At 40.5% G+C, this 19,518-nt stretch carries 17 protein-coding genes; 8 read left to right on the top strand and 9 right to left on the bottom strand.

The window, feature by feature from the left end; translation table 11 throughout:
• Positions 1–412 precede the first annotated feature (412 nt).
• Positions 413–1,225, top strand: a complete 813-nt coding sequence (xthA, locus tag G6Q48_RS05475) for an exodeoxyribonuclease III (RefSeq protein WP_102138655.1) — start codon at positions 413–415, stop codon at positions 1,223–1,225.
• 65 nt (positions 1,226–1,290) lie between these two features.
• Here xthA and G6Q48_RS05470 read toward each other — a convergent pair whose 3' ends face one another.
• Genes G6Q48_RS05470 through G6Q48_RS05460 form a run of 3 tightly spaced genes read right to left on the bottom strand, consistent with a single transcriptional unit; the run spans position 1,291 to position 4,826 of the window.
• Positions 1,291–3,216 (bottom strand): DNA topoisomerase III, encoded by a 1,926-nt coding sequence (locus tag G6Q48_RS05470; protein WP_166264879.1) that lies wholly within the window; start codon positions 3,214–3,216, stop codon positions 1,291–1,293.
• Between the two features lie 3 nt (positions 3,217–3,219).
• Positions 3,220–4,263, bottom strand: coding sequence for a selenide, water dikinase SelD (selD, locus tag G6Q48_RS05465; RefSeq protein ID WP_166264877.1), 1,044 nt, complete (start codon positions 4,261–4,263; stop codon positions 3,220–3,222).
• 11 nt (positions 4,264–4,274) lie between these two features.
• Positions 4,275–4,826 carry an NAD(P)H nitroreductase gene (locus G6Q48_RS05460; RefSeq protein WP_166264875.1) on the bottom strand — a complete coding sequence of 184 codons (552 nt, stop codon included), beginning with the start codon at positions 4,824–4,826 and terminating at the stop codon, positions 4,275–4,277.
• Positions 4,827–5,277: 451 nt separating this feature from the next.
• On the opposite strand from G6Q48_RS05460, the gene sppA reads away from it, so the two are divergent.
• From sppA to pncA, 3 genes are all read left to right on the top strand, one after another.
• Positions 5,278–7,134: a signal peptide peptidase SppA gene (gene sppA / locus G6Q48_RS05455; protein ID WP_102138659.1), complete on the top strand. Its 1,857-nt coding sequence runs from the start codon at positions 5,278–5,280 to the stop codon at positions 7,132–7,134.
• Between the two features lie 167 nt (positions 7,135–7,301).
• Positions 7,302–8,321 carry an asparaginase gene (gene ansA, locus G6Q48_RS05450; RefSeq protein ID WP_166264873.1) on the top strand — a complete coding sequence of 340 codons (1,020 nt, stop codon included), beginning with the start codon at positions 7,302–7,304 and terminating at the stop codon, positions 8,319–8,321.
• A 22-nt stretch (positions 8,322–8,343) separates the two neighbouring features.
• Positions 8,344–8,970: a bifunctional nicotinamidase/pyrazinamidase gene (pncA, locus tag G6Q48_RS05445; RefSeq protein ID WP_102138661.1), complete on the top strand. Its 627-nt coding sequence runs from the start codon at positions 8,344–8,346 to the stop codon at positions 8,968–8,970.
• A gap of 109 nt (positions 8,971–9,079) precedes the next feature.
• On the opposite strand, the gene G6Q48_RS05440 is transcribed toward pncA, so the two are convergent.
• Positions 9,080–9,385, bottom strand: a complete 306-nt coding sequence (locus G6Q48_RS05440; RefSeq protein WP_102138662.1) for a YeaC family protein — start codon at positions 9,383–9,385, stop codon at positions 9,080–9,082.
• Positions 9,386–9,499: 114 nt separating this feature from the next.
• The gene (gene msrB, locus G6Q48_RS05435; RefSeq protein ID WP_102138663.1) at positions 9,500–9,913 is read right to left on the bottom strand and encodes a peptide-methionine (R)-S-oxide reductase MsrB; all 414 of its coding nucleotides are present in this window, start codon (positions 9,911–9,913) and stop codon (positions 9,500–9,502) included.
• Positions 9,914–10,268: 355 nt separating this feature from the next.
• Here msrB and gapA point away from each other — a divergent pair, with 355 nt between their 5' ends.
• Both gapA and G6Q48_RS05425 read left to right on the top strand, forming a co-directional pair.
• Positions 10,269–11,264 carry a glyceraldehyde-3-phosphate dehydrogenase gene (gene gapA / locus G6Q48_RS05430; RefSeq protein WP_004911198.1) on the top strand — a complete coding sequence of 332 codons (996 nt, stop codon included), beginning with the start codon at positions 10,269–10,271 and terminating at the stop codon, positions 11,262–11,264.
• A gap of 284 nt (positions 11,265–11,548) precedes the next feature.
• The gene (locus G6Q48_RS05425) at positions 11,549–12,430 is read left to right on the top strand and encodes a D-hexose-6-phosphate mutarotase (RefSeq protein WP_102138664.1); all 882 of its coding nucleotides are present in this window, start codon (positions 11,549–11,551) and stop codon (positions 12,428–12,430) included.
• A gap of 115 nt (positions 12,431–12,545) precedes the next feature.
• On the opposite strand, the gene G6Q48_RS05420 is transcribed toward G6Q48_RS05425, so the two are convergent.
• The 4 genes from G6Q48_RS05420 to fadR form a co-directional block, all read right to left on the bottom strand.
• Positions 12,546–13,298: a MipA/OmpV family protein gene (locus G6Q48_RS05420; RefSeq protein ID WP_102138665.1), complete on the bottom strand. Its 753-nt coding sequence runs from the start codon at positions 13,296–13,298 to the stop codon at positions 12,546–12,548.
• Positions 13,299–13,435: 137 nt separating this feature from the next.
• Entirely contained in the window at positions 13,436–14,515 is a 1,080-nt protein-coding gene (gene alr / locus G6Q48_RS05415; protein ID WP_166264871.1) for an alanine racemase, read from the bottom strand.
• Positions 14,516–14,576: 61 nt separating this feature from the next.
• A complete protein-coding gene (locus tag G6Q48_RS05410) occupies positions 14,577–15,878 on the bottom strand; it encodes a D-amino acid dehydrogenase (RefSeq protein WP_102138667.1) in 1,302 nt (433 codons plus the stop codon).
• Positions 15,879–16,337: 459 nt separating this feature from the next.
• On the bottom strand, positions 16,338–17,054 hold the full coding sequence (fadR, locus tag G6Q48_RS05405) for a fatty acid metabolism transcriptional regulator FadR (RefSeq protein WP_102138732.1): 717 nt from the start codon (positions 17,052–17,054) through the stop codon (positions 16,338–16,340).
• Between the two features lie 221 nt (positions 17,055–17,275).
• Here fadR and nhaB point away from each other — a divergent pair, with 221 nt between their 5' ends.
• Positions 17,276–18,826: a sodium/proton antiporter NhaB gene (gene nhaB, locus G6Q48_RS05400; RefSeq protein ID WP_166264869.1), complete on the top strand. Its 1,551-nt coding sequence runs from the start codon at positions 17,276–17,278 to the stop codon at positions 18,824–18,826.
• 151 nt (positions 18,827–18,977) lie between these two features.
• Positions 18,978–19,493 (top strand): disulfide bond formation protein DsbB, encoded by a 516-nt coding sequence (gene dsbB, locus G6Q48_RS05395; RefSeq protein ID WP_166264866.1) that lies wholly within the window; start codon positions 18,978–18,980, stop codon positions 19,491–19,493.
• The last annotated feature ends 25 nt before the right edge of the window (positions 19,494–19,518 follow it).

The following is a 19,518-nucleotide window of genomic DNA, read 5'->3' as shown; positions in this document are numbered from 1 at the left end:
TTATAATTTCCATCATTACAAAGCAATATATTATACTGTTTAGATTGATTATTTTTTATGCCTCCACTATTAAATCACATTAAAATATAAATAACCAATTGACTTTAAATGAAATTAAAACTAGTTAATATTGAAATTATTAATTTAATTTCAATATTAAATTATACCCTAGCATTCATAATAAATTTAATTAACAATAATATTTTTTGATTAACTAAAATTATTATTATATTTATATTGAGCGCTGAATTTTGATATTGTTCTAAGAGTGAGTTATGCCATGACCGTTTTTATCATAGCCATTACTAACTATAAAACAACCTAATCATTGAAACATGCTACGCGGGGTTACAGTACAGCTACCATCTGGTAGAATAAGCATAATAATCATAAAACTAGGTGATAAAAAACCATGAAATTCATATCGTTCAATATCAATGGCCTTCGAGCTCGCCCTCACCAACTCGCTGCAATCATCGAAAAACATCAACCTGAGGTTATTGGCTTACAAGAAACAAAAGTCCATGATGATATGTTTCCCTATGAAGAAGTTAGTCAGCTCGGCTATCATGTTTTTTATCACGGCCAAAAAGCGCATTATGGTGTCGCTCTTTTAACTAAAAATGAGCCTCTTGCTGTCCGTAAAGGCTTTCCAACTGATGATGATGACGCACAGCGTCGTATTATCATGGCTGACATCCAAACGGAGCGTGGCCCATTAACTGTTGTGAATGGTTATTTTCCTCAAGGGGAAAGCCGTGACCACCCAACAAAATTTCCAGCAAAAGAAAAATTTTATCAAGATTTACAAAATTATATTACATCAACACAAACTGCTGAGTCCCAATTGCTCATTATGGGTGACATGAATATCAGCCCAACAGATCTTGATATCGGTATTGGCGAGGTAAATCGCAAACGTTGGTTAAAAACCGGAAAATGTTCTTTTTTACCCGAGGAGCGTGAATGGTTAGCCAAATTATTAGGCTGGGGCTTAGTTGATACATACCGTGCGAAAAACCCTGATGTTGCTGATTGCTACTCATGGTTTGACTACCGTTCTAAAGGTTTTGATGATAATAGAGGCTTACGTATCGACTTATTGCTTGCATCAAATAAGTTAGCAGAGCGCTGTATAGCAACGGGTATTGATTATGATATTAGAGGAATGGAAAAACCGTCAGACCACGCACCTGTATGGTCTGAATTTGACCTAACAAAATAATTTTTATCTCGGGTTCTAATGCAAAAAGGCGCTCTAAGCGCCTTTTATTGTTTTACCAGACTCAACTAGTCTTCTTTCTTTTTCGTTTTTTCACCCGTTTTTGTTGGTTTTTTCCCCGTTTTTACTGATGGGGCCGGCAGCTCTCGAAATGCCCTCAAATTTGTAAACTGGCGCGCATGGTGAATTAATTGCATCAAAGTTTGACTTAGTGGATGCATAAAATCATCATAACGTGATTGTTTCTCACTAATTTGAGTTAACACTGATTCCCAATGGGCAGTCATGTCCGGTAAAGTCGCCATGTCAGGTAGAACATGAATTAGAGCCCTTCCCGCAGGCGAGGAATGAATATAACGCCCTTTCTTATAGAGGAATTGGCGCTTAAATAGTAAATCAATGATGCCTGCCCTTGTCGCTTCGGTGCCAAGCCCATCCGTTTCTCGCAATACTTTTTTTAATGCTTTATCCTGCACAAAACGCGCGATCCCTGTCATTGCGGATAGCAACGTCGCATCCGTAAAAGGACGCGGGGGCTGTGTTTGCCGTTCAACCACTTCCCCTTTTTCACATAGCAACTCATCATTTTTATTCACAACGGGTAGCGGCATACCATCATTTTCAGCATCGCGCTCTTTATTACCCAAAACAACTCGCCAACCTACTTCAGCAAGAAATCGAGCTTTTGCAATAAATTTACCCTTTTCAATTTCGAGGTCAATCGTACACTTACGGTAAACTGCATCAGGCATAAACTGGATAATATATTGACGTGCAATCAGTTGGTAAATTTTACTTTCATTTTCAGTTAGCTTTGCTGCTGCCGTTTTTGCTGTTGGAATTATTGCATGGTGGGCATCCACTTTTTTGTCGTCCCAACACCGGTTTTTTTTATCCAACTCTGTCAATTCAAATTCAGTAAGATCTGGTTGATGTACCGCAATTGCATTCAATACACTGTGCCGCCCGGCAAAATGTTCATCAGGCAAATAGCGGCTATCTGAACGCGGGTACGTAATTAACTTGTGCGTTTCATATAAACGTTGGCAAATGTCCAATACTTCTTGCGCACTCAACGCATACTTTTTAGCAGCTTCAATTTGCAAAGACGATAAAGAAAAAGGCAACGGTGCAATTTCAGATTCGCGTTTGTCTTGATATTGCGTCACTATGGCAGGTTTGCCCTCGATACGCGATACCACATGTTCTGCAAGCGGTCGGTGAAACAAACGCCCTTCTTCGTCTTGGTAATCAATACAGGAGTCACTTGGTTGCCATATCGCCACAAAACGCTCATCCTTTGGCGTAACAATATGGGCTTTAACCTCGAAATAGTCTTTAGGAACAAAGTTCTCTATTTCTTCGTCACGCCTAACGACTAGCCCCAAAACTGGCGTTTGTACCCGCCCAACAGAAAGAACACCTTGATACCCACCCCGTTGTCCTAATAACGTATAAGCACGAGTCATATTGATGCCATACAACCAATCTGCTCGTGCTCTTGCTAAAGCAGAGACACAAAGAGGAATAAATTCGCGATTTTCTCTTAAACGGTCAATTGCCCGCTCAACCGCTTGAGGGTTAAGGTCATTAATTAAACAACGCTTTACTTCTTTGCGTTTTTCAGGGGCGAGCTTTAAAAAATCAAGCACTTCGTCCACCAGCAATTGACCTTCTCTATCAGGGTCTCCTGCATGAACGACAATTGAGGCTTGCTTCAGCAATGTTTCAATAGTTTTTAATTGTTTAGTTACTGCGGGACGGGGCTTCAACTGCCACTTATCAGGGATAATTGGCAGATCCTGAAGATTCCAACGTGCGTACCGAGGCTCATAGGCATCCGGCTCAGCCTGCTCTAAAAGGTGGCCAATACACCATGTTACGGTTTGGCCATCACCACATTGAATAAAACCATCACCTCGTTTATGAGGTTTGGGTAATACATCTGCAATGGCCCTTGCAAGGCTCGGTTTTTCCGCAATAAACAAACGCATAAATTAATCTATCACTTCAACTAAAGGAACATTATCCTGATGGGGTAATAATTTGCCGATAGACTGTAACAAAACACCTTGCTGCTGTGCAATCTCTTTAATTTTAGAGACTTCGGAAGGTTTTACTGCAATGAGTAGGCCACCAGAGGTTTGCGGGTCACACAGTAGCTGGCGCTGCATATCATTCATAGGGCCAATAAAATGACCATAACTGTCGAAGTTACGAGTTGTTCCACCGGGAACACAGCCTGCTTCAATATACTTTTCGACATCCGCTAATTTAGGAACTTTACTAAAGGAAATTTCAGCGCGAACGTTAGAGCCTTCACAAATCTCACTTAAATGACCTAATAAACCGAAACCGGTCACGTCAGTCATCGCCGTCACACCATCTAAAGGAGCAATAACCGCCCCTAGTTTATTCATTTGGCACATGGTTTCTGCCGCTAAGTGTTGATGTTCAGGTGCAAGTACCCCTTTTTTCTCTGCCGTTGTCAAAACGCCAATACCGAGCGGTTTAGTTAAGAACAGTTCGCAACCCGCTGTTGCAGCACTATTTTTCTTCACATATGCCGTATTGACAACACCAGTAACCGCCAGCCCAAAAATAGGCTCAGGTGCATCAATGGAATGCCCTCCTGCCAATGAAATACCTGCATCAGCACAAGCTGCACGGCCACCTTCAATCACTTCTCGAGCCACTTCAGGTGGTAGCTTAGCGATTGGCCAGCCTAAAATTGCGATTGCCATGATGGGCTTTCCGCCCATCGCAAAAATATCGCTAATCGCATTCGTCGCGGCAATACGGCCGAATTCAAACGGGGAGTCAACAATCGGCATGAAAAAGTCGGTTGTGCTGATGATGCCAATTCCATTACCTAAATCATAAACAGCGGCATCATCTTTCGTCTCATTACCAACTAACAAATGTGGATCATGGAATTTTGCTTGTTCTGTGTGTAAGATTTGCTCTAATACTTTCGGTGCAATTTTACAGCCACAGCCTGCGCCATGACTATATTGCGTTAATCTAATTTTTTCAGTCATTATTATTCTCTTTAGAAGTGAGACACAAAACCTGTCATGTCGGGCGCTTGTACTTTTGTTGGTGCTTTAAGCTCTGGTGTTCCTAAATAAAGAAATCCAACAATGCGGTCGTTATCTCCACAACCTAGTCCAGCACGAACCACGGCATCTTCTGTCCATGCCCCTGAGCGCCATATACCGCCAAAACCCTGAGCTACAGCGGCCATTTGCATCGCCTGCACAGTACAACTCGCAGCAACTAATTGCTCCCATTGTGGTACTTTCGGGTGGTCTTTTAATTTCGCAATCACAGTAATAATTAATGGGGCACGAAAAGGTGCATTGCGTGCTTTTTCTTCTACCTCAGCACCTAACTGTCCTTCAATTGCCGCTTTTTCTAATAACTGACTGAAGCGTTTAATCCCCTCATTTTGCATAACAACAAAATGCCACGGTTTTAACGCACCGTGATCAGGTGCTCTCATCCCTGCTGCAAGTATGTTATTAAGTTCTTCGCCTTGCGGTGCTGGTGTTGTGAGTCTAGAAGCTGAACGGCGGTTCAACAAAAGGGTTAGAGCATCCATAATTGTCTCCGTTTAAGAGTAAACTGATGTAATAATCATTCAATTAGATAATTATACCCACGTTATCTATTGTTTAAGCTTAAAGGAAAATCGCTTACACTAATACAACAATAACAATGATTCGCTAGGTAAAATTACGTTATAAATTCATTGAATTGTATCATTTGTCATATGTGAAAAATATCATTGAAACATTGTACCTTGCGTATCTTAATTTTGTTATGCATAAAAATAGCCCGCAATTGCAACTAATTGTATTGATATAACTTTAATATCAAACATTCGAAGTGATGATCGGGTAACAGATTTGCTTTTGAGCATATTATTGTTAATTCGTGCTACAGACGGAAATAGCCCAGCTGTAGAAAGAAATATTTATGTGATATCCAAAAATAGTTTGTACCAGAAGCCAACACCCGTGTGGTGCAAAATATACAGGATAGGAGAAAACATGCGTCAACTATGGGACATCATCGCTACCATCTTTAGAATTAGCTGGCGAGCACTCAACTTTATTAGGGAATTCGTTTTCAACGCCATTTTCTTAGTATTATTTTTTGTCGTTATTGGGTCGATTGCCCTTTACCAAACAGATACTCAACCTGAAAAAAATTATTTTGGTGCTTTATATGTTGATTTGCAGGGCGTTATTGTAGACCAAGTTTCTGCTCCAGACCCATTTGGTCGTATGAGCCGTGAACTACTCGGTACTTCAAATAGCCGTATGCAAGAGAATTCACTATTCGACATCGTTGACACCATTCGCACCGCCGCAAATGATGACCGCATTACAGGAATGGTATTACGCCTAGATGATTTAGTTGGCGCTGATCAACCCTCTTTAGCTTATATCGGTAAAGCAATCAACGAATTTAAAAGCTCAGGGAAACAGGTTTACGCCATCGGTAACAGTTATAACCAGTCACAATACTATCTTGCTAGTTACGCTGATGATATCTACCTCACTCCTCAAGGGGCTGTTGGGGTGTATGGTTTTGCAACTAATGGTCTGTATTACAAGACACTATTAGAAAAACTCAAAGTCAGTAGCCATATTTTCCGTGTCGGTACTTATAAATCTGCAGTTGAGCCGTTAATGCGTGATGATATGTCCCCAGAGGCTCGTTTAGCCAATAAACAGTGGTTAGATGCCCTTTGGAACAATTACCTCGCAGAAATCGCCAAAAACCGTAATACGACCAGTACACAAATTTTCCCTGGGGCTGATACTATTTTAGAACAATTACGATCAGTCAAAGGCGATAGCGCACAGTATGCTTTAAAACAAAAGTTGGTTGATAAACTTTATACAAACGAACAAGTTGAAGATTTACTCAGTAAACACTTTGGTTGGAATAAAGAAGATAAACAGTTTAATAATATTAGTATCTATGATTATTCTGCCAAAATAGCAGATATCAATACGGATCAAGGCGGCAATATCGCTGTGATTGTTGTTCAAGGTGCCATCATGGATGGCCCGCAAACAGCAGGAATTGCCGGGGGCGATACTATTGCAGCACAAATCCGCGATGCTCGCCTTGATGATAATATTAAAGCGATCGTCTTACGGGTTAACAGCCCGGGGGGAAGCGTCAGTGCTTCTGATTTGATCCGCAGTGAACTGGCTTCTGCCCATGCAGCGGGCAAACCTGTTGTGGTTTCTATGGGAGGCATGGCAGCATCGGGGGGTTATTGGGTATCAACTCCCGCGGACTATATTATTGCTAGTCCAAACACACTGACTGGCTCAATTGGTATATTTGGTGTGATCAATACCTTTGAAAAATCCTTAGATTCTATTGGGGTATATACTGATGGTGTATCAACATCACCATTAGCAGATATTTCTTTGACAAAAGGGATCAGCCCACAATTTGCTGACATGATGCAAATCACTATTGAAAATGGCTATGAAACATTTATTGGCTTAGTTGCTAAAGCTCGCCATAAAACGCCAGCAGAAATAGATAAAATTGCACAAGGCCGTGTGTGGATCGGGCAAGATGCACTTAAAAATGGCCTTGTCGACCAGCTAGGTGATTTTGATAATGCGGTAGATAAAGCCGCTGAGCTCGCTAAACTCACTGATGTTAAGTTAGATTGGATGAAGCCTGAGTTGACCTTTATGGATCAATTGCTACTTGAATTAACAACTAGCGTCCAAGCCGTAATGCCCGATGTACTACACGTATTTTTACCCCCAGCTGTCGCGACGGACATCCGCCAGCAAGCTCAATTTTTCTTAAAAATGAATGACCCGCAAAACCGTTATGCATTTTGCTTAAATTGCGCAGAAATTAACTGATTGCTAAATCCCCTTCAGAACCGGTGAAGGGGATTTCTCTCATAACCCCATCAATAACCTCATATCAATCTAATTATTCGTAAGTTAACGATAGTAATACGCTAACAAATACGTCAAAATCCTGATAATCACTCTCCTTCGATAAGTTGGATAAATTAGGTAATCAGATGCAGAAGAAATCAATTTATGTTGTCTACACGGGCGGAACAATCGGCATGCGCCATTCACCACAGGGATATGTGCCTGTTTCCGGTCACTTACAAGCTCAATTAGCTCAAATGCCTGAGTTTCACCGTCCTGAAATGCCTGAGTTTACGATCCGAGAGCATCAGCCGTTAATTGATTCATCTGATATTACCCCTGAAGATTGGCAGCTTATCGCTGATGACATTTGTGAAAACTACCCACTTTATGATGGGTTTGTCATCTTACATGGCACTGATACCATGGCTTTTACTGCTTCTGCGTTATCTTTCATGTTTGAAAACTTGAAAAAACCGGTAATAGTGACAGGGTCACAAATACCCTTAGAGGCATTGCGTTCTGATGGGCAAACGAATCTATTAAATGCATTATATTTAGCGGCAAACTACCCCGTTAATGAAGTCGGTCTATTTTTCAATAATAAATTATATCGCGGTAACCGCGCCGTTAAAGCCCATGCTGATGGCTTTGATGCTTTTAGCTCGCCTAACTGCTCACCACTAATGGAAGCTGGCATCAATATTCGCACATTTAATACATGTCCTGCTCCTATTGGTATCGGTGAATTTAAAAGCCACCAAATTACACCTCAACCTATCGGTGTGGTTACACTTTACCCTGGGCTCTCAATTGAGATTGTTCGCAATATTCTTCAGCAACCTGTTAAGGCACTAATATTACGCTCTTACGGTGTCGGTAATGCCCCTCAGCAACCTGAATTACTCCGTATACTTCGCGAAGCAACGAGCCGAGGAATTATTGTGGTGAACCTGACACAATGCATTTCTGGTCGTGTTAATATGGAAGGCTATGCCACGGGACACGCCCTTGCTGAAGCTGGTGTGATCAGTGGATATGACATGACTTTTGAAGCCGCCTTAAGTAAGTTGCACTACTTACTTAGCCAAAATTATACCCCTGCGTTGATCCGTGAATTAATGCAGAATAATTTACGCGGTGAGTTGAGCTATGCTGATGAATAACAGATAAAATACTGAGGACATAATGAAAACAGCTTTACTGTTAGTCGATTTACAAAACGATTTTTGCACTGGCGGGACATTGGCAGTAAATGAAAGCGAACATGTTATTGATGTTGCGAATAAAGCAATGGCTATTTGCCAACAAAAACGGATAGATATCATTGCAAGTCAAGATTGGCATCCCGCGACACACCTTAGCTTCGCTGCTAATTCAAACACTCAAATTGGTGAAGTCGGTGAATTAAACGGCATTACACAAGTTTGGTGGCCTATTCATTGCGTACAAGGTGAACACGGCGCTCAGTTACACTCGAATTTAAACCAATCGCTTATTCGTGAAACTTTCACCAAAGGGGAAAACCCTCAAGTTGATAGTTATAGTGCCTTTTTCGATAACGATAAAATTAGCCAAACTCGTTTGCACGCATGGTTACAAGAACAGCATATCTCACATTTAATTATTATGGGAATTGCGACAGATTATTGTGTCAAATTTACTGTATTAGATGCGTTAAAACTAGGCTATTCCGTGGATGTTCTCGCCGATGGGTGTAGAGGTGTTAACCTAGCGGCCAATGATAGCCAAGAAGCCTTAGCTGAAATGCAAAAGCAAGGCGCAAGGTTAATCACTTTAGCTGACCTTCATTAGCTCATACTTTGCTGACAAGTTTTCTCATATCAGTTGAGAAAACTTGTTTTAGTGACCCTGTCACCCTTTAGCATCATATTGAATAACCAAACTTTTTGTAAAGCAGCTGTTATTCATCATTGTTTTGTGGTTTCAAGGTCGCTAACATTTCACCTTGAAACAACATTTTCAGCTCTTGTTTGCTCTTCATCGTAATTTCACCGTTAGTCCCTACCGTCATATGTTCCGGGTCATGGTTATTCCGTGACTGCCACAATAGCACCATTTGTAAGCTATGTTCTTTCTGTTCCGGTGTTAACATCACCCCATCAGGCCATTTACCGAGTTCAACTGCTGTCACTAGGCGCTCATAAATTTCGGGGGTCATCACTGCCAACAATTGTTCAAGCTGCTCTGGATTAACTTCAACGCTCACGGTAAGGCTCCTTCAAATACACAATTAGCACATTATTTTATTTTTCTCGATCTCAGCTAAAAGCTGAATCGTTTTTGTTATTATCATAGAATAGCTTCAGCAACCTTCAGCTCTTTATCCACGTGTCTTTTCACCGCTATCATCATCAATAAAGCTTAATGATGCTGAATTAATGCAGTAACGCTGACCGGTAGGCTGAGGACCGTCTGGAAATACATGCCCTAAGTGCGCATTACAGTGTTGACAACGAACCTCAATACGATGCATTCCATGAGAGAAATCCTCAATGTATTTGATGGCCTCTTCATTAACCGGTTGATAAAAGCTTGGCCAACCACAACCTGCATCAAATTTGGTCTCAGACATAAATAAAGGTGTACCACAACATAAGCATTCGTACACACCGTCTTTACGGTTATGCAATAATTGACCACTAAAGGGTGGCTCTGTACCGGCTTGTTGTGTAACATAACGCTGCATCTCATTTAACTTTGAGATATCAATAGGTTGGTTATCTTTATTTGACATGTCATCCCTAAATATTTAAATGACTAAACGGTTTAACGGTTATCATACATCAATTTCAATCAACAAAAAATTAACAACATTTTCTGTAAAACTATTCTAAACTAAGAAGCATCTTACTTTCCGTTTTGATTTGTGAACCGTATCACATATATCACTGATAGATGGTTTCATTATGCCGTACAATCCCGATAATACGTGCGGCTGTATTTGCCGCTGAAGTGGCTGACAAATAAGCAATTGGTGGTATCAGAATTGATTTTTTTCAATAATTGACACGATTCCGCTTGACGGCTGGCAAGGTTTTGGTAACTTTAACTACAACTTAATTCACGAATAAATAGCTGGTGGAAATACTATGACTATCAAAGTAGGTATTAATGGTTTTGGTCGTATTGGCCGTATCGTTTTCCGTGCTGCACAAGAGCGTTCTGACATCGAAATCGTTGCTATCAACGACCTGCTCGATGCAGAATATATGGCGTACATGCTGAAATACGACTCAACTCATGGTCGTTTCAACGGTACTGTTGAAGTTAAAGATGGTCACCTAGTTGTAAACGGCAAAAAAATCCGTGTAACAGCAGAAAAAGATCCTGCAAACCTGAAATGGAACGAAGTCGGTGTTGACGTCGTTGCTGAAGCAACAGGTATCTTCTTAACTGATGAAACTGCACGTAAACACATCCAAGCAGGCGCTAAGAAAGTTGTTCTGACTGGCCCTTCTAAAGATGATACTCCTATGTTCGTTATGGGCGTTAACCACAAAGCTTACGCAGGTCAAGAAATCGTTTCTAACGCATCTTGTACAACTAACTGCTTAGCTCCACTGGCTAAAGTTATCAACGACAAATTCGGTATCGTTGAAGGCTTAATGACAACTGTTCACGCAACAACTGCAACTCAAAAAACAGTTGATGGTCCTTCTCATAAAGACTGGCGTGGTGGTCGTGGTGCTGCTCAAAACATCATCCCTTCATCAACCGGTGCTGCTAAAGCTGTAGGTAAAGTTATCCCTGAACTGAATGGCAAACTGACTGGTATGTCTTTCCGTGTACCTACGCCTAACGTTTCTGTTGTTGACTTAACTGTTCGTTTAGAAAAACCAGCAACTTATACTCAAATCTGTGATGCTATCAAAGAAGCAGCAGCAGGCGAGCTGAAAGGCGTTCTGGGTTACACTGAAGATGACGTTGTATCAACTGACTTCAACGGTGAAAAACTGACTTCAGTATTTGATGCTAAAGCAGGTATCGCACTGAACGACAACTTTGTTAAATTAGTTTCTTGGTATGACAACGAAACAGGTTACTCTAACAAAGTATTAGACCTGATCGCTCACATCTCTAAATAAGAGCTGTCGTGTAATCTGTCTAACTGAGCCGCCAATTGGCGGCTCTTTTGTACCGTATCCAATAACAAATTAACACTTCATATTTTCTGCTATATCGCTTATGGTTGATCTCTCATTGGATACGCTATAAACACAACTTATTTTAGAATGAATACTATTCACTGCGGCTTTAAGTATGCCGGACAGATACTCTAAATAATTCAAGTGAATGAACACCGTCAACAATGCTGCAGTTTAATGTATGACGAGTATTCACTCTGTTTCATTAACACAGGCCTAATACCATGCACGATAAACTTTTTGCATTACCGGTCATCAAACAAGTCTCCGCTTACATCACTCAACGCCAACTTGGTGAGCTTCCACTCATTGTTATCTCGCATCCTAAGGTGCGTGGGGCCGTCAGTTTACAAGGCGCCCAACTTATTGATTGGCAACCTGCGGGGCAAAAACCTTGCTTGTGGCTAAGTTCAGAGAGTGCTTTTAAAGAAGGCGTTGCTATCCGCGGTGGTATTCCTATTTGTTGGCCTTGGTTTGGTCCTGTAGCTAGTCCTAGTCATGGTTTTGCACGAATTCTACCTTGGCAATTCACTGCACATAATGAACATGAAGATGGTGTTATTTTAACCTTCACATTAACAGATACAGAATATACCCGTAAATTATGGCCCCATGAGTTCACCCTGATCCTACGAATGAAACTAGGTGAAACATGTGAGCTTGAACTAGAAAGTTATGGGGACTTCGAAACGACTGCCGCATTACACAGTTATTTCAATATCAGCGATATTCAAAAAGCCACTGTATATGGATTAGGTGGCCACTATTTCGATAAAGTCGCAGATAAAGAAGCTTATGTAAATGAACCACTGAAATTTAATAAACATACCGACCGTATTTATTCAGAACCAGAGGAATACAGCCTCTTACGTGATGACGGATGGGCCCGTACAATAGAAATTCACCATTACCATAATAGTGATGTTGTCTGTTGGAACCCTTGGGCAGAATTATCATGCAGTATGGGCGATATGCCAAATAATGGGTACAAACAGATGGTTTGTGTAGAAACAGCAAGGATCAACGTCCCAATGAAAAGTGATGCGCAGCACCCTGCTCGCCTTTCATTAGTGATGGTCAGCCGTGATAATAAGCCGCAAGATTAATTATCCATTCTGAGCATATAAGATCTAGGCACATCAAATTCCTAGATAAATAAAATTAGCCCCTGATAATCATCATGATATCAGGGGCTAAATAATTTAATGTTCTATAACAAACTTAGAATGTGTAAGTGACGCCCGTCCACATAATGGCAGAAACATCTTTATTTACCATTGGGCTATCTTTCACTTCACTTGGCAGGCGGTCAACACGGCCCATTGCGAATACCGTCCAATTTTCATCAAAGCGGTAATTCCCTGTCACCTCAACGTATGGTGTCCAACTTGAGCCTGGGTTATAGCGTTTTAAACCGCTATTACGTGATTCTTTTGAAGACACGCCATATTCATAACGGTTTTGGTTCTTACTATCCCATTTAATACCCAGACCTGGAGTGATTGACCATTTGTCACCTTCAAAGCCATACAGGTAGGCAAACTCACCACGAATACCATTACTGATACCTAAAATATCACCAGAAATATTCGTTCTCAGTGTACCCCAATCAGCTTTATGACGATAAGTCAGCCCCGTCATCACCGTATCACGGCGGCGGTCTAACTCGCGCATCGCTTTATCATCATTGTCTTTAGGTTTAAAAAATTGTGGGTAATAATAAGCATCCAATGATAACTGGTCTTGTGTATCATTCCATAAATAATAACCCGCAGCTAATGTATGAAAATAGAAATTCTCACTGTCATAATTAACAATAGGCACTGGCGTGACATAATCACGGCTCTTAATTCCTTTATAAGGTGTTGACTGCGCTAATACCGAACCACCAACAGACCAAGTTCCTGCAAATGCGGCCCCAGATAACACACTCAGAGCCATCGCAAGTGTCGTTAATTTAATTGCTTTTGACATATTATATTTAACCTAAAAATAATGAGAAATAGATCACATTCTATATGTTATATCAATATAGTTGCAATCCAAACATTCTTAACCAAAATCACACATAAAGCTAAATTTTTACTATTTTCAGCATGATTGGTTAATATTTATTCTACTTTATTTTCATAAGAAATAGGAACTCTTTTCGCAAGCGCACAAAGTAGCTCATAACCAATTGTCCCCGCTGCTTGTGCAACCTCATCAACCGGTAAATTTTGCCCCCATAACTCCACTCGCTCACCAAGTTTAACATCGTCACAATCACTAATATCAATAGTCAGCATATCCATCGAAACAGCCCCCAGTAGTGCACAGCGCTTTCCTTTGCACCATACCGGCGTTCCATTTGCAGCATGCCGAGGGTATCCATCTGCATAACCACAAGCGACTGTTGCAATACGCATAGGTTTAGTTGATATAAACCGGCTACCATAACCAATTGATTGCCCAGCTGGAATTTCATGGATAGCAATCACTTCTGATTGCAATGTCATCGCTGCTTTCAAACCCAACCCAAATATATCTGCAGATTTTCCACTTGGGGAAGCGCCATACAACAAAATACCAGTACGAACCCAATCATATTGGGTTTGTTTATGCCACAATGTCGCTCCTGAATTTGCAATACAGGTTTCTAACGATAAGTGTTCGAATTGTTGAATTTGTTGGAACGGTTCTACAACACCTGTTTTGGTATCTGAATTCGCAAAATGACTCATTAACGTTAAATGGCGTATATTCGGCATTTTAAATAACCGTTGTACTACACTTTCGTATTCGCTCGGTGAAAAACCTAAGCGATTCATTCCGCTATTTAGTTTGATATAGACTGAAATCGGTGATGATAATTGAGCATTCTCAATGGCAAATAATTGCCACTCACTATGCACGCTTGTCGTTAAATTATATTGATCAATCAATTGCAAGTCTTGAGGCTGAAAAAAGCCTTCTAGCAATAGAATTGGCCCCTTCCACCCTTCTTTTCGTAACAAAATTGCTTCGTCAAAATCCAACACTCCAAAACCATCAGTTTCTTTCAGCGCTGACCAAATCTGCTTGATACCGTGACCATAACCGTCTGCTTTCATAACTGACCAAATTTTCGATTTTCCAACATGTTGCCGTACGATAGACAAATTGTGTTGTAAATTTTGTAGATGAATAACAGCACTTATTGGGCGCGGCATTTAAATTCCTTAATACATTTAATTAATTCTAAAATTACAATGATGCCAAAACATCAAATACTTAGCGTGCCGGCGTTAAATCACCATGCGTAACCAACTTGGTATTAAAACCATCAAGATATCTAAATACCGATAAATCATCAGACGCTATCTCTGGTGTATTCCCTGAAATTATATCTGCCAGTAGTTTCCCTGCACCACAAGCCATTGTCCAACCCAATGTCCCATGCCCTGTATTTAAATATAAATTACTGTATGCAGTCGGCCCAACTATCGGAGTACCATCCGGTGTCATTGGACGCAACCCTGTCCAAAATTGTGCTTGTTCGATGTCACCACCGCCTTGATACAAATCTTGTACCACCATTTTCAATGTTTCGCAGCGTTTTTTCAGTATATTCAAATTAAACCCAACAACTTCAGCCATTCCACCGACGCGAATACGCTCATCAAACCGCGTTACTGCAATTTTGTATGTCTCATCCAAAATGGTGGAGGTTGGCGAACGCTGCTCATCAATAATCGGCATGGTTAATGAATAGCCTTTGAGTGGATAGACTGGGATTTGAACCAAACTTTGTAGTATTGAAGTAGAGTAAGAGCCCATTGCAACAACATAGCGGTCCGCTTGCAAAATTTCACCATCAATTTTGACGCCACTCACCTTATTGCCTTCAGTTAAAATCTGCTCAACATGGCCACCAAATTTGAATTTAACGCCTGAGTTTTGTGCCATTTTGGCTAATTTTTTAGTAAATTGCTGGCAATCCCCCGTTTCATCATTCGGTAACCGCAGCCCACCGGTAAGCTTATGCTTAACAAATTCTAACGCAGGTTCGGCTTTAACTAGTTCATTTGATGTCAGTAATTCGTATGGAACACCTTCTTGCTGTAAGACCGCAATGTCATTGGCTGCATTATCAAACTGCTCAGCAGTACGGAAAATCTGTAAAGTACCACCTTGGCGGGCTTCATATTCAATACCTGTATCCGCTCTTAATTGACGAATACAATCACGGCTGTATTCTGCAATGCGCACCATACGGCTTTTATTCATTGCATAATGTTGAATATCGCAATTCTTTAACATCTGCCACATCCAGCGCAGCTGAAATAACGTGCCATCTGGACGTATCGCCAAGGGGGCGTGTTTTTCAAACATCCATTTCACCGCTTTAAGAGGGATCCCAGGTGCACCCCATGGGGTCGCATATCCAGGGGATACTTGCCCTGCATTGGCGGCACTTGTTTCTTCTGCCACATCATGTTGCCTATCCACCACCAGCACTTCGTGCCCTTCTTGTGCTAAATACCACGCGGTTGTCACACCGATAACGCCTGCGCCTAACACTAGAATTTTCATCGCTTCCCCACAAAATAAAAGTCTGCACCATTTCTTTTAGGATAATATTCTAGGAAATATTTGCCAATGTGGTGAATTAACACTTTTAACAATACAGTTAAAAAATTTAAATTTGGTCACATTTTCTTTACATGTCGATATTAAATTCCAGCTTAAAATTCAAACAAAAAATAAATTAACTTAAATTCAATAGGATAAAAAAAATGAATTCTTAGTTATTTTTTAATTTAGAATTTTCTATCGATTCACGTGAGGCGCCCAATAAAATCAATTTATTTTATTAAACTAAGAAGAGGACGTTTGATGGTATTAAATACCAATAAACAAACAAAGATTGGTTTTTCACTTCATTCAAGTGAACAATGGCTATTTGGCTAAAATCTGTCAATGATTAATGATAAAAAACCAGCATACTGATACAACACAACATGCTGGCCTTATGGGATTAATGTCAGTTAACTAGCGGCTTTGTGCTAAATCTGAAGGCATATTACTTTGCATACTATGCCAAATCATTCCGCTTTCTTTTCCATAAGTACGCACACAATCCATAATACGGTCATAGGCTTGCTCACGACAAAGATGGCTTAATTGTTGGTAGAAGTTCAACGCTAAGCGCCTCGCTTCAGGGTTCGAAAAATAATAGCGGCCAACACGGGTATACAGCCCTCTTAACCCGTTAATAATCAGACCATAAATTGGGTTACCAGATGCAAATGCAAGCCCACGGAAAATGTTATAATCCAAATCACTGAATGCATCTGAATTATCTTCCACTTTTTCCCGCCCAGCTAACACTTCTATTGATTTCTCTGGGTTATTTCGAAAGGCTGTGCGAATAAAGATTGCCGCAATATTGGTACGTACTGCCAATAAATTATCAATGAGTTGCGGCACTCTATCGTGATCAAGCCTAGCCAGTGTCTCCAAAATATTTAGACCTGACGTTTCCCAATAGTTATTCACTTTCGTTGGTTTACCATGCTGAATGGTTAACCAACCGTCACGAGCCAAACGCTGTAACACTTCTCGTAAGGTTGTTCTGGTCACACCAATTAATTCCGAAAGCTCACGCTCAGCGGGTAAAATTGAACCTGGTGGAAAGCGGTTGTTCCATATGCTCTCAATAATATACTCTTCCGCGAAACCGGCCGGACTTTGAGCTTTAATAACCATATTTTTATTATTCCAAACATTTAGACGGATATTGAGCAAATCATACCAGATTGTCATCACCTGATATAGTTAGACTAAAAATAAAGGGTGAAGCAAATCATATAATTTCCATATAATTCATACGCTCTCAATTAGCAAATATGCTTAAAATCTGTAAGAGATAAGAGTAGTATGTATAACACAGTACACGACATCCGCATAAAAGAGGATAACGAACCATAATGGATTTTAGTTTAAAAACAGCTTTTTTGAAAAATTTTCTGGGAAATTCGCCTGATTGGTACAAATTAGCAATTATTATATTCCTAATAATTAACCCTATTGTCTTTTTCTTTATCAGCCCCTTCGTTGCAGGCTGGCTATTAGTTGCTGAATTTATATTCACATTAGCAATGGCACTTAAATGTTACCCATTGCAGCCCGGCGGTCTTTTAGCTATAGAGGCCGTTCTCATTGGCATGACGACCCCTGCTCAAATTTCACATGAAATTAGCAATAACCTTGAAGTTATCTTGTTACTGATTTTTATGGTAGCGGGTATCTATTTCATGAAGCAATTGCTTTTGTTTGTTTTTACCAAGCTGTTGATAAATGTGCGTTCTAAACGAATTCTTTCCCTTGCTTTTTGTATAGCGAGTGCATTTTTATCTGCATTTTTAGATGCATTAACCGTTATTGCTGTGGTCATTAGCGTTTCAATTGGTTTTTATTCTATCTATCACCAGTATGCCTCTAACCAGTCCAGCAACACTGACCTACAAAACGATGGTTTTATTAACAATGCAGAGCAAAAACAAACCCTCGAGCAGTTTAGGGCTTTTTTACGAAGCTTGATGATGCATGCAGGTATTGGTACGGCACTTGGTGGTGTCATGACCATGGTGGGTGAACCACAGAACCTTATCATTGCAAAACATGTCAATTGGGACTTCATTACCTTCTATATCCGTATGGCTCCTGTAACCATACCCGTTTTTGTTTGTGGCTTAGTCGTCTGTTTTGTCGTTGAAAAATTTAAACTATTTGGCTACGGTGCTGAGCTTCCAGACTCTGTACGCCAAATTTTAACTGAGCACGATAAAAAACAGACGGCTAAACGTACCAAAAGAGATCTTGCACAGTTAGTTGTTCAAGGATTAATTGGTATTTGGTTGATAGTCGCCCTTGCTTTCCATTTAGCTGAAGTTGGTCTGATTGGTCTATCCGTTATCGTACTTGCTACCGCATTTTGTGGCATCACAGAAGAGCATGCATTGGGTAAAGCCTTCGAGGAAGCGTTACCTTTTACCGCTTTATTAACTGTCTTCTTTAGTATTGTTGCTGTTATTATTGACCAGCAATTATTCACCCCATTTATTCAGTTTGTATTGCAATCCTCTGAATCATCGCAACTCTCCTTATTTTATCTCTTTAATGGCCTGCTTTCTGCTGTATCAGATAACGTTTTCGTAGGGACAGTTTATATTACTGAGGCTTTAAAAGCGGCAAATGACGGTTTGGTGTCAACGGAACAATACCAGTTTTTAGCCGTGGCAATTAATACAGGGACTAACTTGCCTTCAGTTGCAACACCTAATGGCCAAGCTGCCTTCTTGTTTTTATTAACATCCGCGTTATCACCGCTGATCCGCTTATCTTATGGCCGTATGGTTTGGATGGCGCTGCCATATACCATCGTAATGACAATTGTTGGGCTATTAGGGGTAGAGTTCTGGCTAGTACCAATCACGCATTGGATGGAAAGTATTGGGTTGATAACATTCGCTCAATAACCATACTTTAAAACAATTAGCCGTACACCAATACGGCTAATTGTAATATTAGGTAAAGCCCTATCTAAAATTGCATTATTTCACTTTAATTACTTTTTTTATCGGTCTGATAGAGGCAAAATGGGCGCATCACTCAATTAGGATACTAAGTATGTTCAGATTTTTTAACTACTGCTCACAAGGAAGAGGCGCTTGGCTACTTATGGCCTTTATTGCCTTTATACTCGAGTGTGCTGCTTTATATTTTCAGCATGTTATGAAGCTACAACCATGCGTTATGTGTATCTATGAACGCGTTGCATTACTTGGGATTATGATTGCTGGCATAATTGGCGCAGTGGCACCGCGAAACATGGTGATACGCTGGGTTGCCATGCTTATTTGGGTTTACTCTGCTTGGCGCGGTTTAGATCTTGCATGGGAACATACCATGCTACAGCTTTATCCTTCCCCATTTGCCTCTTGTGATTTTTTCGTTAATTTCCCTGATTGGTTACCATTACAAGAATGGGTACCTGCAGTGTTTGAAGCGACAGGTGACTGTGCTGTTAGGCAGTGGGCATTCTTAGGGCTGGATATGCCACAATGGTTAATTGGCATCTTCGCGGCTTATCTCTTAGTTGCCATCATTGTTATCATCAGCCAGTTCTTCCCAGCCAAAAAATAATCTTTAAGACCCCAAATGTTACGTT

It is taken from the genome of Providencia sp. M-27, from assembly GCF_011077905.1.
Classification (GTDB): domain Bacteria; phylum Pseudomonadota; class Gammaproteobacteria; order Enterobacterales; family Enterobacteriaceae; genus Providencia; species Providencia huaxiensis.
The sequence above is the reverse complement of the archived record's forward strand: the minus strand, read 5'-3'. Positions and strand labels throughout refer to the sequence as shown.

Coding starts and splice junctions, on each gene's coding strand:
- ansA (WP_166264873.1), top strand. CDS start 7,302: ATGCAGAAGAAATCAATTTATGTTGTCTACACGGGCGGAACAATCGGC.
- gapA (WP_004911198.1), top strand. CDS start 10,269: ATGACTATCAAAGTAGGTATTAATGGTTTTGGTCGTATTGGCCGTATC.
- xthA (WP_102138655.1), top strand. CDS start 413: ATGAAATTCATATCGTTCAATATCAATGGCCTTCGAGCTCGCCCTCAC.
- G6Q48_RS05425 (WP_102138664.1), top strand. CDS start 11,549: ATGCACGATAAACTTTTTGCATTACCGGTCATCAAACAAGTCTCCGCT.
- dsbB (WP_166264866.1), top strand. CDS start 18,978: ATGTTCAGATTTTTTAACTACTGCTCACAAGGAAGAGGCGCTTGGCTA.
- alr (WP_166264871.1), bottom strand. CDS start 14,515: ATGCCGCGCCCAATAAGTGCTGTTATTCATCTACAAAATTTACAACAC.
- nhaB (WP_166264869.1), top strand. CDS start 17,276: ATGGATTTTAGTTTAAAAACAGCTTTTTTGAAAAATTTTCTGGGAAAT.
- pncA (WP_102138661.1), top strand. CDS start 8,344: ATGAAAACAGCTTTACTGTTAGTCGATTTACAAAACGATTTTTGCACT.
- G6Q48_RS05470 (WP_166264879.1), bottom strand. CDS start 3,216: ATGCGTTTGTTTATTGCGGAAAAACCGAGCCTTGCAAGGGCCATTGCA.
- msrB (WP_102138663.1), bottom strand. CDS start 9,913: ATGTCAAATAAAGATAACCAACCTATTGATATCTCAAAGTTAAATGAG.
- selD (WP_166264877.1), bottom strand. CDS start 4,263: ATGACTGAAAAAATTAGATTAACGCAATATAGTCATGGCGCAGGCTGT.
- fadR (WP_102138732.1), bottom strand. CDS start 17,054: ATGGTTATTAAAGCTCAAAGTCCGGCCGGTTTCGCGGAAGAGTATATT.
- G6Q48_RS05460 (WP_166264875.1), bottom strand. CDS start 4,826: ATGGATGCTCTAACCCTTTTGTTGAACCGCCGTTCAGCTTCTAGACTC.
- sppA (WP_102138659.1), top strand. CDS start 5,278: ATGCGTCAACTATGGGACATCATCGCTACCATCTTTAGAATTAGCTGG.
- G6Q48_RS05410 (WP_102138667.1), bottom strand. CDS start 15,878: ATGAAAATTCTAGTGTTAGGCGCAGGCGTTATCGGTGTGACAACCGCG.
- G6Q48_RS05420 (WP_102138665.1), bottom strand. CDS start 13,298: ATGTCAAAAGCAATTAAATTAACGACACTTGCGATGGCTCTGAGTGTG.